At 52.5% G+C, this 14,401-nt stretch carries 13 protein-coding genes; 9 read left to right on the forward strand and 4 right to left on the reverse strand.

Annotated elements, in window-relative coordinates:
• Positions 1-51: 51 nt before the first annotated feature.
• Positions 52-2,187, reverse strand: coding sequence for a bifunctional aldolase/short-chain dehydrogenase (locus tag GJJ30_RS23845; protein ID WP_154177699.1), 2,136 nt, complete (start codon positions 2,185-2,187; stop codon positions 52-54).
• Between the two features lie 255 nt (positions 2,188-2,442).
• On the opposite strand from GJJ30_RS23845, the gene fdhD reads away from it, so the two are divergent.
• The 9 genes from fdhD (at position 2,443) to GJJ30_RS23890 (ending at position 12,245) form a co-directional block, all read left to right on the forward strand.
• Complete coding sequence (fdhD, locus tag GJJ30_RS23850; RefSeq protein ID WP_154177700.1) at positions 2,443-3,288, forward strand: formate dehydrogenase accessory sulfurtransferase FdhD; 846 nt, start codon at positions 2,443-2,445, stop codon at positions 3,286-3,288.
• A 110-nt stretch (positions 3,289-3,398) separates the two neighbouring features.
• Positions 3,399-4,178, forward strand: coding sequence for a YHYH protein (locus GJJ30_RS23855; protein ID WP_154177701.1), 780 nt, complete (start codon positions 3,399-3,401; stop codon positions 4,176-4,178).
• The gene (locus GJJ30_RS23860; RefSeq protein WP_170299266.1) at positions 4,141-4,728 is read left to right on the forward strand and encodes a toxin-antitoxin system YwqK family antitoxin; all 588 of its coding nucleotides are present in this window, start codon (positions 4,141-4,143) and stop codon (positions 4,726-4,728) included. Before GJJ30_RS23855 ends, GJJ30_RS23860 begins: the two co-directional genes overlap by 38 nt.
• Positions 4,700-5,356, forward strand: coding sequence for an SCO family protein (locus GJJ30_RS23865; protein WP_229313383.1), 657 nt, complete (start codon positions 4,700-4,702; stop codon positions 5,354-5,356). Before GJJ30_RS23860 ends, GJJ30_RS23865 begins: the two co-directional genes overlap by 29 nt.
• Positions 5,357-5,508: 152 nt before the next feature.
• The gene (locus GJJ30_RS23870; RefSeq protein ID WP_154177704.1) at positions 5,509-7,800 is read left to right on the forward strand and encodes an FdhF/YdeP family oxidoreductase; all 2,292 of its coding nucleotides are present in this window, start codon (positions 5,509-5,511) and stop codon (positions 7,798-7,800) included.
• 39 nt (positions 7,801-7,839) lie between these two features.
• Positions 7,840-8,232, forward strand: a complete 393-nt coding sequence (locus GJJ30_RS23875; protein WP_154177705.1) for a hypothetical protein — start codon at positions 7,840-7,842, stop codon at positions 8,230-8,232.
• 130 nt (positions 8,233-8,362) lie between these two features.
• Positions 8,363-9,049, forward strand: a complete 687-nt coding sequence (locus GJJ30_RS23880) for an SDR family NAD(P)-dependent oxidoreductase (protein WP_170299267.1) — start codon at positions 8,363-8,365, stop codon at positions 9,047-9,049.
• A 70-nt stretch (positions 9,050-9,119) separates the two neighbouring features.
• A complete protein-coding gene (locus tag GJJ30_RS23885; RefSeq protein WP_154177707.1) occupies positions 9,120-11,693 on the forward strand; it encodes a glycoside hydrolase family 95 protein in 2,574 nt (857 codons plus the stop codon).
• Positions 11,694-11,807: 114 nt separating this feature from the next.
• On the forward strand, positions 11,808-12,245 hold the full coding sequence (locus tag GJJ30_RS23890) for a nuclear transport factor 2 family protein (protein WP_154177708.1): 438 nt from the start codon (positions 11,808-11,810) through the stop codon (positions 12,243-12,245).
• 24 nt (positions 12,246-12,269) lie between these two features.
• Here GJJ30_RS23890 and GJJ30_RS23895 read toward each other — a convergent pair whose 3' ends face one another.
• The 3 genes from GJJ30_RS23895 to GJJ30_RS23905 all read right to left on the reverse strand — a co-directional run bounded on the left by GJJ30_RS23895 (position 12,270) and on the right by GJJ30_RS23905 (position 14,269).
• Entirely contained in the window at positions 12,270-12,749 is a 480-nt protein-coding gene (locus GJJ30_RS23895) for a YdeI/OmpD-associated family protein (RefSeq protein ID WP_154177709.1), read from the reverse strand.
• Between the two features lie 89 nt (positions 12,750-12,838).
• Positions 12,839-13,585 carry an SDR family oxidoreductase gene (locus tag GJJ30_RS23900; protein ID WP_154177710.1) on the reverse strand — a complete coding sequence of 249 codons (747 nt, stop codon included), beginning with the start codon at positions 13,583-13,585 and terminating at the stop codon, positions 12,839-12,841.
• A 72-nt stretch (positions 13,586-13,657) separates the two neighbouring features.
• The gene (locus GJJ30_RS23905) at positions 13,658-14,269 is read right to left on the reverse strand and encodes a TetR/AcrR family transcriptional regulator (protein ID WP_154177711.1); all 612 of its coding nucleotides are present in this window, start codon (positions 14,267-14,269) and stop codon (positions 13,658-13,660) included.
• Positions 14,270-14,401: the final 132 nt, after the last annotated feature.

Consider the following 14,401-nt stretch of genomic DNA (forward strand, 5'->3'; position numbering starts at 1 on the left):
CCTCTGCGTAACTCTGATTTACTCCGCTTAACTCTGCGAAACATTTAACTTTTATCTCACAAATGCCATCGCAACACCGCCATCCACGTTCAGGACGTTGCCGGTGGATTTGCCCAGCAGACCTCCCACGAAGGCGAAACAGGCGTTGGCAATGTCGTCGGGCAGGATGATTTCGTTCAGCAGCGTCCGTTTGGCATAATAAGCCGGGAGTTCTTCCACCGTGATCCCGTACGCTTTGGCGCGGCCTTCGGCCCAGGCACCCGCCCAGATCTTGCTGTCGGAAATAACCGCATCCGGATTCACAACATTGACCCGAATATGATCTTTACCCAGCTCTGCCGCGTTGAGTCGGCTCAGGTGCAGCTGTGCGGCTTTGGCCGAACCGTAACCGGCGTTGTTCGGGCCGGAAACCAGGCCGTTTTTGCTGGCAATGTTGATCACATCACCGCCCAGTTTCTGCTTCCGCATGATTTCAACACCTTTCTGTGTCACCAGGAACTGGCCTTTCACGAGTACATCATACAGCAGATCCCAGTCTTTTTCGGTATGATCTTCAATCGGTTTCGAGATCGACAAACCGGCGCAGTTGACCACAATATCCACCCCGCCGAACGCCAGCGCAGCCGCATCGAACGCCTTGCTGATGGTGTCGGCACTGGTTACATCGAGCGGAGCCGAGGTGTGCGTATCCCGGCCGTATTGCTGGCGGAATTCGTCGTCGGCGCCTTTCAGGCGGTCTGGGTCGTTGTCGTTAATCACCACCACCGCACCTTCGGCCACAAACCGCTTGGCAATGGCTTTACCGATGCCACCGGCGCTTCCGGTGATGAGGGCGATTTTACCCGACAGCGGTTTTGGCTTCGGCATCCGCTGCAATTTGGCTTCTTCCAGGAGCCAGTATTCAATGTCAAATGCTTCCTGACGCGGCAACGAGGTGTATTCCGAAATGGCTTCGGCACCTTTCATCACGTTGATGGCATTGGTATAAAACTCAGCCGCAACCCGCGCGGTTTGCTTATCTTTCGCGAAGGCAAACATACCTACACCCGGCCACAGAATGATCACCGGATTTTTATCGCGGATGGCGGGGCTGTTGGGGTGTTTGCAGGTTTCGTAATAGTCGGCATACATCGCCCGGTAGGCTTCGTAAGCCGGGGCCAGTTTTTCCTGAATGGCGGCCGTATTCGTTACGTCTTCGTCGGGTTTCAGGTCAAGCACCAGCGGACTGATTTTGGTGCGCAGGAAGTGGTCGGGGCAGGAGGTTCCGAGCGGAGCCAGCCGGTCGAGGTCGTTGGAATTGATGTATTCGAGCACGCGCGCATCGTCCGTGAAATGGCCGACCATCGACGTATGGTTCGAGCAGAAACCGCGTAAAATGGGCGCCAGCGTAGCGGCTTGTTTCAGACGAGCTTCTTTGTCCAGGCTTTCCAGTTTGGCACCGCCAAAAACCGGGCGGTTTTTACCGTAGTTTTCCTCCAGGTATTCGGCGCATTTTTCAATGACTTCCAGCGTGTTGACGTAGCTTTCGTAAGCCGTATCGCCCCAGGTGAACAACCCGTGCGAGCCCAGCATGATGCCGCGGATGCCCGGATTCTGCTCCAGACATTCGGCCATTTTCAGGCCCAGGTCAAAACCGGGACGCTGCCATTCGACCCAGCCGACGGTGCCTTCGAACAACTCCTGTGTGATTTTTTTACCATCTTTGGCTGCCGCAATGGCGATGGCCGCATCCGGGTGCAGGTGGTCGATGTGGGCAAATGGCAGAAAACCGTGCAGGGGCGTGTCAATCGATGGCGCTTTCGACGCCAGATCAAAAATGCAATGGTTGAACAACTCAACCATCTCATCTTCAAATTCGATACCGCGATAAATGTTTTTCAGACTCCGCAACCGGTCCACGTACAGGGCAGCCAAACCACTTTTTTTGAGCGTACCGATGTCTCCGCCAGATCCTTTAATCCACATGACTTCGGTTTCTTTGCCCGTCAGCGGATCTTTGGCCATCGTTTTGCAGGAAGTGTTGCCTCCGCCGTAGTTGGTCAGCCGGAGGTCGGCACCTAATAGATTAGAACGATAGATGAGGAGGGCAACTTCGTCACCAGCCAGTTGAGCAGCTTTGGCTTCGTCCCACAGGTAGCTTACATGACGAAACTCGTTCGCCTGCCGTGTTTTGTTCGTACTGAGCATATCGAATTGATGTCGGAACGCCGACGCGATTGAATCTTCGGGCTTATATTATCTAAAAAGAGGTGTTTGATCCAAATTATACCCAAAGATAAAACGTTCTAACAGGCTTACTTTCATGTACTGTCCTATTTTGTGCACGAAAAATGAATTTTGCGTCTGTCAATTCAGCAAATTCGGCAAGCGAAGGGGCGATTTCGACGCATTTAAACTCTTTTTCGTTAATTGTGTTTTTTAAATAAAAAGTATAAAAACCGTATGTTGGCCGTCGCTCCCGTAACCATTCAGAAAATCAGCCAATCCCATGACCCTCAGGAACACGCCGATTTGCTGGCCGTGGAAGAACCGCTGGAAATCCGGCTGGGATTTGGTCCTACCGACGACCGCCAGCAGCGCAGTGTGGCCGTCACGATGCGGACGCCGGGGCACGACGAAGAACTGGCGCTGGGTTTTCTGTTTACCGAAAACATCATCGAGAACCCGGCTCAGGTCGTTTCCGTGCGGCATTGCGGTACCGATTCCGAGAAAAGGGGCAATGTGTTGCGCGTTGAACTGCAACCGGACGTTGCGGTCGACTGGCAGCGGCTTGAACGGCACAGTTATACGGCTTCGAGTTGCGGAATTTGCGGAAAAGCGTCGATCGAGGCCGTTCAGACGGTTTGCCGAACGCCCATTTCATCCGGTTTTCAGGTTGATTCCGAAATCATTCACGGGTTGCCGGAAAAGCTGCGGGAAACCCAGCGGACGTTTGCCTACACCGGCGGTTTGCACGCTGCGGCTTTGTTCGACGAAACCGGTCGGCTGGTGCTGGTTCGGGAAGACATCGGGCGGCACAATGCGCTTGACAAGCTCATCGGGGCAGCTTTCTGGCAGGGCTGGTTGCCGCTGAGCCGGTTTGGTGTGCTGGTAAGCGGGCGGGTCGCCTTCGAACTGGTGCAGAAATCCTGGATGGCGGGTGTTCCGCTGCTGGCGGCCGTTGGCGCACCTTCGAGTCTGGCTGTCGAGCTGGCGAAGGAAGCCGGAATGACACTGCTCGGTTTTGTCCGGGATAACCGGTTTAATCAATACACCTTTGAAACGGCTCCATCCGGTTTTTCCGGCTGAAAAGTAAATTCCTTCATTACTTTTAGGAACCTTCTTCGTCTCAAGTGTATATTCTGACATTGAGTACCTTACTGCTTTTGTCAGAATCTCACCGTTAACATTTGAGCACAATGAATTTACGAAAAACTCCCCTGGTGTTTTGTGGCCTTACCCTGGTAATGGGTTTAACTTTTTCTTCCTGCAACAAGGATGACGACACAACAACCCCCAGCACCGGTACCTCCGTCGGAACCGACGTTCCTGACGTTTACAAAAAGATTTACGGAGCCTCCCAGATTTATGTCGAAGGGAATTACATCGTTGTCAAATCAACGGGTCTGCCTGATCATAAAACTCCTTATTACAAAGGAACGCAGTGGGAATCATCGCTTTATGTGAACGACACCCGCTCCGGTTTCAAGGCCAATTCCAATACAATTGTGTCGTTCAGTTACGTCTTTAAACTTCCGAAAAATCCGACGGTAGCGTCAACGCATAAAGCCCTGGGAGCGGCTACGATCGGCGTAGCCATCAATGGCGTGCCGCTTTTCAACCAATACCAGATGGAAAACCAGTTGCTTACTCCCGGAGCGGGTGAATACGTTTCCTTTGATCTGTATGGCGGCCATCCCACCCCGTTCAGCGAATACCATTACCACATTGAGCCTAATTACCTGACGGCCACCAAAGGCAGCAGTTCGCTGATCGGTTTTCTGCTGGACGGTTTTCCGCTGTACGGGCCGGTTGAAAACGGAAAAACGCTGACCAGCGCCGATCTGGATGCGTATCATGGCCACACGGCCGCAACGGCCGATTATCCGAACGGAATTTATCACTACCATACCACCGCCGATGCGCCTTACATCAACGGCAATGGCTATTATGGCACGGCGGGCAGCTGGTCGAAGTAAGCTGCTGGGGCTGCTGGCGGGACTCTGCTTATCCTGCCAGCCTTCGCCCGAAACAATCATTTTTCTGGACGCTGCTACTGTTCGGATTCAGACCCGGGAAGGGATCACGTATGCCGGAGGAAAGCCCATTTCGGGTGTATTATTTGAAAAGGACTCGCAAGGCGATACAACGTTTCGGGTTTCGTTTTTAGATGGAAAAGAAGACGGTGTTGCGCGATTCTTCTATCCCGGAAACCGTCTGCGCGAAGAGCGTTTTTTTGTAAATGGCTGGAAAGAGGGCGTTCACCGGGGCTGGTACGAAAATGGCCGACGCCGGTTTGAGTACCATTTTCAGAATGACCTGTTTGATGGAAGTTACCAGGAGTGGTTTCCGAACGGAAAACCGTTCCGGAACATGCACTACGAGAAAGGGCAGGAGTCGGGTGTTCAGCAAATCTGGTATTCGTCGGGCAAAATAAAAACAAACTACCTCATCAAAGACGACCGGCGCTATGGCTTGTTGGGCACCAAAAACTGCAGGAATGTGGCAGACAGTGTTTTTCGGAAGTAAGCTGCTGGCTATTGCGGTTTGTATGGCAGGCTGTCAGCGAGATGCTGGACAGCAGTTGCCCTACTACAATACGCCCGACTTTACTCCGGTTTTTGTCGAATCCGAAACTGATTTGGCCGAAAAAATTCCGCACACGATCGATGATTTTTCATTTAAAGATCAAAACGGCCAAACCGTAAGCCAGAAGGATATCGAAGGCAAAATTCACGTTGCCGATTTTTTCTTTACTTCCTGCGGAATCATCTGTCCCCGCATGACCAAACACATGAAACGGGTCGAAAAGGCGTTTCCGAATGATCCGAACCTGGTGTTGCTTTCCTACAGCGTGACGCCCTGGATCGATAGCGTGGCCCGGTTGAAAAAATACTGCCTGACCAACGGTATTCAGGCAAAAAACTGGCATTTGTTGACCGGCCCAAAATCTGAAATCTATCAATTGGCCCGGCAATCCTATTTTGCCGAGGAAGAACTGGGGTTTAGCAAAGACAGTACGGATTTTCTGCATACCGAGCATTTTTTGCTCGTCGATCAACACAAACGCATTCGGGGTATTTACAACGGCACGCTCGAACTGGAAATGGAACAGCTGATTGCCGACATCAAAACACTTCAGCAAGAAAGTAAATAAAATCCGCGTTCGGGGCGAGAACAAAACCGGATTGCGTCAGATTTGTGGAGTTTTATTACCTTACAGCCGACAACTTCGGGACGGTTTTCAAAAACTATTCCCGATCACAAAAAGTTGTCGATTCGGGTGAAAAAAGCCCGAAAATAAAACCCATGAAACTCGCGCCCGATACCTTAACCGGTCTGAAAATCACCAAACCCGATGAAACCGCTGCCGGTCTGACCGCCGTGACGGTATCGTTTCAGCATGTATTCCGCAACACCGATCTGGTGCGGGGCTGGAAAGCCCTTTACCACCTGAACCAGAAAGACGGTTACGATTGCCCAAGCTGCGCCTGGCCCGATCCCGACGATCATCGTTCGTCGATTGCCGAATATTGCGAGAACGGCGCCAAAGCCGTGGCGGAAGAAGTGATGACCCGGCATACAGCCTCACCGGTTTTGTTTCAGCGGTATTCGGTGGCCGAACTGCTCGAAAAAGACGATTTGTGGCTTGGTCAGCAGGGGCGACTGACGCAGCCAATGATGATTCGGAAAGGCCAGACGCACTATGAACCGATTTCGTGGGACGACGCTTTTCAACGGATTGCCGACCAATTGAACGCGCTTGCTTCGCCGGACGAAGCGGTTTTTTACACCTCGGGCCGGACCAGCAACGAAGCCGCTTTTCTTTACCAGTTGTTTGTTCGGCAATTCGGTACGAACAACCTGCCGGACTGTTCCAACATGTGCCACGAATCAACCTCGGTGGCGCTGGCGGAAACCCTGGGCGTGGGCAAGGCGTCGATTGTTTACGAAGATCTGGAAAAAGCCGACGTGATCATGATCATGGGCCAGAATCCGGGTACCAACGCCCCGCGGATGCTGACGCCCCTGGAACAGGCCAAGCGCAACGGCACCACGATCATTGCCGTAAATCCGCTGGTGGAGACCGGTTTGCTGGCGTTCAAATATCCGCAGAGCGTGCGTGACATGGTGCTGGGCGGGCAGAAACTGACCGATTTATACCTGCAAATCCGCATCAATTCCGATCTGGCGTTCCTGAAAGCGGTTTGTAAACTGTTGCTGGAAGAAGAAAAGAAAACGCCGGGAGCGGTTATCGATAAAGCGTTTATTGAAAAGTATACGGTTGGTTATGAGGATTTTATCAAGAGCCTGGAGCAGTACGAACTCAGCGATCTGGTGGGGCAAACCGGTTTGTCGCTCGAAGAAGTACAGCAGACGGTTGACATCCTCAAACATAAAAAGAAGATTATCATCTGCTGGGCGATGGGGTTGACGCAGCACCGGAATGCCGTTCAGACGATTAACGAAGTGATCAATGTGCTGCTGTTAAAAGGCAGCATCGGCATCGAAGGTGGGGGAGCGGCTCCGATTCGCGGCCACAGCAACGTGCAGGGCGACCGGACGATGGGCATTTGGGAAAGGCCGAAGCCCGAATTTCTGGATAAACTGAAAACCGTGTTCGGGTTCGAACCCCCGCGCGAACACGGTTTTAGTGTGGTCGAAGCGGTGCAGTCCATGCACAAGGGCGAAGCGAAGGTTTTTTTCGGGATGGGCGGCAATTTCCTGATGGCCGTTTCCGATACGGATTACACCGCCGAAGCCATGCAGCGTTGCAAACTGACGGTGCAGGTTTCGACCAAGCTGAACCGCAGCCATTTGGTGCATGGCGAAACGGCAATTATTCTGCCTTGCCTGGCGCGCTCCGACCGGGATGTGCAGGCTTCGGGCGAGCAGTTTGTGACGACCGAAGCCACGACCGGCGTGGTGCAACAATCGCGCGGAACGCTCGAACCGGTTTCGAAACACCTCAAAAGCGAACCGGAAATTGTGGCTCAGCTGGCCAAAGCCGTCTTTCGTTCCCGGAAGAATACCGTCGATTGGGACCAGCTGATTACCAATTACGACCACATTCGCGACCTGATCGAGAAAGTCATTCCCGGTTTTGACAAGTATAATGAACGGGTTAGGAAACCGGGCGGTTTTTACCTGCCCAACGGCCCGCGCGAACGGAAATTCACGACCAAAGATGGCAAGGCGCATTTCTCGGTCAATGTGCCCGAAAAAATCGAATTGCAGCCCGACGAGCTGTTGCTGATGACCATTCGCAGCCACGACCAGTTCAACACCACGATCTATGGCCGGGAGGATCGCTACCGGGGCATTCACAACGAACGGCGCGTGGTGTTCATGCATGCGGACGACATCGCGCACCGAGGCCTGAAACCGCAGGAGGTGGTCAATCTGCAAAGCCGATACGACGGAAAAATCCGGACAGCCGAGCGGTTTGTGGTCGTTCCTTACAACATTCCGCGCGGTAGTGCGGCCGCTTATTTCCCGGAAACCAACGTCCTGCTCCCGATCGATCAGGTGGCGCTGGGGAGCTTGACGCCGACCTCCAAGTCAATCATTATCACCATCGAAAAAGCCGGGGAAATGTAACGGGTGACTGTAAGTAAGGATTGTTAACTCAAATGGATTATGAAAAATGTAATCGGAATCTTAGCTATCTTGTTGGGTTTAGCGCCGTTTTCGTTCGGTCAGAAACCCACCAGACTCCACTTTTTAAATACGGCTAGCACTATAGGGGCTCCGCGTCTGCGCACAACCCGTAACCTGGACAAGGACATCAAAATCCTGAAAAACGAATGGACCGTGGTGCAAACGGACGAAGATAGCCTCGGAATTGTGTTTGAAGACCGCCCTTATTATATTCATCTGAATCCGGGGAAATCGTATTATTTCGTTATTTCGACCGGTGAACGCCTGACTTACTGGGTTCGGGAAGTCTCCGAATCGGAATTTCTGCTTAACGCCCATTTCAACCGATCAACCAAAGCACCGGAATACCGGTTAGGCGCAAAAACAAATTGATTTTTTACGTGTGCTATGGCCGAATGCCGGTTTCGGCTGCCAGCCTCCACGAATGTCTGTCCGACCGAACTTTTTTGAAATCAGGTCGATTTTCTCCGTACAATCACGTATCATTCTATCAACCCCTGAAATGGCAATTGTTTTACTGACCGGCGGAGCCGGTGGTTTAGGCCGCTCCATTACCCAAAATCTGCTGAAAAGCGGTCACACCGTCATCGCAACGCTCGAACCGGGCGGGCACGCACTTGAATCGCAGCCGAACCTGTTTACGCACGAACTCGACCTGACCGACGAAGTGGGCTGTCAGGCGCTGGTTCAGCAGGTGGTGGCCAAACACGGCCGCATCGACGCGGCCATTTTGCTCGTCGGCGGTTTTGCGATGGGGTCAATCTCCGAAACCGGTTTTGCGGACATCGAAAAAATGTTCCACCTGAACTTCCAGACTACGTACCAGGTCGCCCGCCCGGTTTTTGAGCAAATGAGCCAGCAGCCCGAGGGCGGGCGGTTTGTGCTAATCGGTGCCCGCCCCGCCCTGGTTGCATCCGCCGGAAAACACATGGTGGCCTATGCATTGTCCAAATCGCTGGTTATTCAATTGTCGGAAATCCTGAATGCGGAGGGAAAAGATAAAAATATTGTATCCACGGTTTTGGTCCCAAGCACCATCGACACGCCGGTCAACCGAAAAGCCATGCCCGACGCCGATCCGGCCAATTGGGTGAAGCCCGAAGACATTGCCGAACTGATCGACTTTGTGACGTTTGGCCCCGGAAAAATGCTGCGCGAGTCGGTTCTAAAAGTGTATAACAAGGCCTAAACGAATCGTCGATTTTCGGGAATCCCGACCGAATACAGTAATTCCCGTTCGGTAGCCGCTTTTTAGGTACATGCACTTTTCTACTCTCTATTCCTCGAAACGATACACATTATTGACCCATAAAACCGCCTGGATTGGCCTGTTCTGGCTGGTCGTTCATGCGGTTGCGGGACAGAATCCGTCGGCAATCTGGTACCGCCAGCCCGCCCGCAACTGGAACGAAGCGCTCCCGGTGGGCAACGGTCGTCTGGGCGCAATGGTTTTCGGTCGCGCGGGCGATGAACTGATCCAGTTGAATGAATCCTCGCTTTGGTCGGGCGGGCCGGTCAACCCGAACCCGAATCCCGGTGTGGCGAAGTATTTGCCCGAAATCCGCGAAGCGCTTTTCCGGGAAGATTATGCCGCAGCGGCCAAACTGACGCAAAAAATGCAGGGACTGTATACGGAAGCGTATCAGCCGCTGGGCGATTTGCTGCTGAAGCAGGATTTTTCGGGATTACCGACGGACTATTACCGCGATCTGAACATAAAAACCGCTACCTCGACCACTCGTTTCAAAGCCAACGGGGTCAGTTATACCCGTGAAATTTTCGTCTCGGCCCCCGATCAGGTTATTGTCCTGCGATTGACCGCCGACAAAAAGGGAACATTGAACGTGACGGCGGCAACCCGCAGTCCGCATCCGGTAACCAAAACCGTTGCGGGCCGCGATGAGCTGGTGATTCGCGGAAAAGCGCCGGCCCATGCTGATCCGAATTACGTCAATTACAATCCCAAACCGGTTATTTACGGAGATTCCGCTGGTTGTAAAGGCATGCGGTTTGACTGGCGGGTGAAAGTGCGCTCGACGGACGGCTCGGTTTCGGCCGACACCGCCGGAATCCGGATTCAGACTGCCACGGAAGCGGTTTTGCTATTGACAGCGGCTACGAGTTTCAACGGTTTTGACAAATGCCCCGACCGCGAGGGGCGGGATGAAAAACAACTGGTTGATGGGTACCTGAAAAAAGCGCTTCCCAAATCCATTGATGCCATTCGCAAAGATCATATTGCTGATTACCAGCGGTTTTTCAATCGGGTGAGTTTTTCGCTGGCAAATGCATCACTGGTTACGTTACCAATGGACGAGCGTTTGAAACGGTATGCGGAGGGCGGTACTGACCCGGAACTGGAAAGTTTGTATTATCAGTTCGGGCGGTATTTGCTGATTTCCAGTTCGCGGCCCGGCGGGCCACCGGCTAACCTGCAGGGCCTCTGGAATCCGATGGTGCGGCCGCCCTGGAGCAGCAATTACACCACGAATATCAACGCCGAAATGAATTACTGGCCCGCCGAAATGGTCAATCTGTCGGACTTACACACTCCATTGCTCACCTGGATTGGCTACATGGCGAAAACCGGTCGCGAAACGACGAAGAATTTTTACAACGCGCGCGGCTGGACCGTTCACCATAATTCGGACATCTGGGGGGCCTCCAATCCTGTCGGCGACAAGGGCAAAGGCAGCCCGTCCTGGGCCAACTGGGCGATGGGTGGGGCCTGGCTTAGTCAGCATCTGTACGACCATTACCTGTTTACGGGCGATAAAAAGTATTTGCAGGACTACGCGTATCCGCTGATGAAGGATGCGGCTTTGTTCTATACCGACTGGCTGGTGGAGGACAAACAGGGTCGGCTGGTAACCGCTCCGTCAACCTCACCGGAAAACGTTTTTGTGACCGAACAGGGCGCCAAACAATCCGTTTCCGTTGCCACAACGATGGACATGGGCCTGATTTGGGACGTGTTTTCGAATGTGATTCATGCGTCGTCGCAACTGGGGATCGACCCTGATTTCCGGAAGGAGTTATCCGACAAGAAAAGCAAACTGTTTCCGTTGCAGATTGGCAAAAACGGCAATTTGCAGGAATGGTATAAAGACTGGCAGGACGAAGATCCGCAACACCGCCACGTGTCGCACCTCTACGTGCTGCATCCGGGTCGCGAAATTTCCCCGCTGACAACGCCGAAGTTTGCCGATGCAGCCCGCAAAACCCTCGAAATCCGGGGCGACGGCGGTACGGGCTGGAGTAAATCCTGGAAAATCAACTTCTGGGCGCGGCTGCACGACGGCAATCATGCCTACAAACTGCTGCGCGAACTCCTGAAACTGACGGGCATGGAAGGTACCGATTACGCCAAAGGGGGCGGTACGTATCCCAACCTGTTCTGCGCCCATCCGCCGTTCCAGATCGACGGTAATTTTGGCGGCACGTCGGGGATTGGCGAAATGCTGCTGCAAAGCCACGATGGTTTGCTGAACCTGCTGCCCGCCCGGCCGGATGTCTGGGCAACCGGCGAGGTGAAAGGAATGAAAGCGCGGGGCGGTTATGAACTGGATATGAGCTGGAAAGACGGAAAACTGACCCGGGTGGCTGTTCGCTCGGCCCTGGGCGGAAACTGTCGGCTCCGGGTGACGAACGCGCTGAAGGGAGACGGAAAAACCGCCTTGAAAACTGCCAAAGGGGTAAATCTGAATACATTTTATAAATTGCCCGAAAACCGCTACCAGACCACCACGCCCGAAACCCCCGCCAACGGCGTCTGGATTTACGACCTGGCAACGGAACCCGGGAAGGAATACGTATTGGTTGGTGGGAATTAGATAAGAGAGTTGAGACAAGAGAAGTGAGATATGACGCCGTCCTTGGCTCTATCCCAGTTTTTTGTCTCATTTCTCTTGTCTCAACTCTCTTGTCTAATTTAAAACTAATTACCCATGAAAACCCTGAAATGCCTGATTGCACTGTTATTGGTAAGCGGAACCCTGCTGGCAACCGAACCTACGAAAAAAGACGAAAAACAGGCCGTTGAACAGGCCGTCGAGAAATTGAGAAAGGCCATTATCGACGCCGACCAGGCTACACTCGACGCCCTGACGTCCGATCAGTTGACGTATGGACATTCCGCCGGTTTGCTGGAAGACAAGGCCGCCTTCATCAAGGCTTTGGTCACTAAAGAATCGGATTTCGTAACGATTGATTTAACCGACCAGACCATTTCAATTGTCGATAATACGGCCTGGGTGCGGCACAAAATGGGGGGAACTACGAACAACAAAGGCGTCGCCGGGACGGTAAAACTGTCGGTTTTGCTGGTTTGGATTAAGCAAAAAGGCGACTGGAAACTGCTGGCCCGCCAGGCGGTGAAGATTTAAAAAACCGTATACCGAAAACCGAGTCTATTTTTCCACAAATTTCTGCCCTCTCAACAGCCGGTTGACGGTTTCGGCCAGTCGTTCGATTTTCGTTTCTTCCGTTTTTGCCGAATCAATCCAGGAAATATAGGCTTTCTGCTCTTCGGCGGTGAAGCCTAAAAAGGTTTTGTGCGCAGTTGGCTCATCTTCCAGACACAGCAGCAAATCCTTCTGGGTTTCGACCGGAATTTGGGCGGAATACAACGTAACCTGCACCCAGTCACCGGCTTTTTTGCCAATGATTTTACGGATTTCGGCTTTGACGGGTAGGAAAAGTTTCCCGTTGCCCAGCGGCATCAGGGTACAGTTTTTCAGTTCGTACCCATCGACGTGGCCGTTTACTTTCACCCAGTTGAAATAAGCCTTTTTATCCGGTGCCACTTCGGGAAGTGCGGCATAGGTCCAGCCGCCTTTTCCCTGAAATTTTTCCAGCAAATACGAGCCATCAACGAGCGGTTTTTCCATAGCGGCAGGGCAAAAAATCGGTATGATTCCCAAAGATAGGGATAAAACCGACGCCCGAACCGGAAGGAAAGTGGGCGACGCCGGTTTTATTAACGGCCTTTGTTCAGACTTAAAAAGGCTTCTTCGGGCGATGATAGGAAGAGCTTGTACAGATTGGCGGTGTTTCCAACGTGGATTTCGTACGTATCGTTTTCCAGCGCCGTCAGCAGGTAGCTGGCCACAACCGCCGGAGAAATACCGTTGATTCCGCCGATGGCCTGCGAAAAATCCGTATTGACCAGGGGCGGCATCAGTTCAAACACTTTGATGGCCGTATCTTTCGCCAGTGTGTACCGCAGAGCCTGCGTATACGCGTGCAGCGCGGCTTTGCTGGCCGAATATGTAGCCGTCGTGTGACCGGGTACGAAGGCAACAATCGACGAAACATTCACCAGCGCAGCTTCGGCTTGCTTTTTCAGCAACGGCAATATTTTTTCGGTCAACCCAATGATGGACAGGTAGTTGGTGGTCATTTCTTCCCCCGCTTTGTCGATGGCATGAATCCCATCTTCGGACAGCGAATAGTAAAACGCCCGACCGGCATTGTTGATGACCAGATTCAGGCTTGGAAAGTCCTTGTTCAAACGGGCCACCAACTGATCGACATCTTCCGGTTTGCTGACATCCGACACAATGGCTGTCGTGTTTTCCAGTTGCGAGGCTGCTTTTTGCAACCGTTCCGCATTGCGTCCGGTGATAATCACCTGATTACCGTTCCGGGCGAATAATTTGGCGATTTCAAAACCGATTCCGGCGCTGCCGCCAGTAATTAAAACCGTGTTGTTCTGCGTTTTCATGATGCTAAAAATTTAAAGTGAATGATTTTGATTTGTGATATACCGATCGGTATATAGTTGCGTAAAAAAAATTTAACTTTCGTTTTTGAGTTCTATTTCGTGAACGAGTTTGCGGGCGGTTTCCAAAACCGTAGTCAGCGCCAGGCCGTTGTGCGTGGTTCGGGTAACAAAAATACCTCCCTGAATCAGTGCCAGGATCGAAACGGCGGTTTTCTCCGCATCAATGTCTGCTTTAAATTCGTGAGCCTCCATGCCGCTCCGGACAATGGCCGCCAGGTCCTGCTGCGTTTTGGTCAGTTCTTCCGCGACCCGAACCCGCAGGGGTTCGTGCGTATCATCGGCTTCGGTTCCGGCATTCAGTAATGGACAACCGCCCTCCGGGAACTGGCGAATTTCGTCGGGCGAAAAGAGGTCAATAAAGGCCAGAAGCTTGTTTTTGTAGCCTGACGTTTTGTCGAGTTTCGTCTGGATGAGTCTGGCCCGGTGGGCGGCATTGAAATCAAAAACCGCCAGGGCAACGTCTTCCTTGTTCTCGAAATTACCGTAAATACTGCCTTTCGTCAGCCGGGTCGCTTCCGTCAAATCAGACATTGAGGTTCCCGCATACCCTTTCCGGTTGAAAATACCGGCGGTCGTTTCAATGATGAACTGGCGGGTGGCTTCGGATCGGGGCGAAAATTTCATGGCACAAATATATACCGATCGGTATATGAACTCCAAATAATTCCAGATTTATTTTTAAGTAGCTGGTTATCAATACTTACCTTGCTGGGCATCAAAATTGTGTTCGAACGCTAAGTTGCCCCTATTGGAAAT

The organism is Larkinella terrae (genome assembly GCF_009668025.1).
GTDB lineage: Bacteria > Bacteroidota > Bacteroidia > Cytophagales > Spirosomataceae > Larkinella > Larkinella terrae.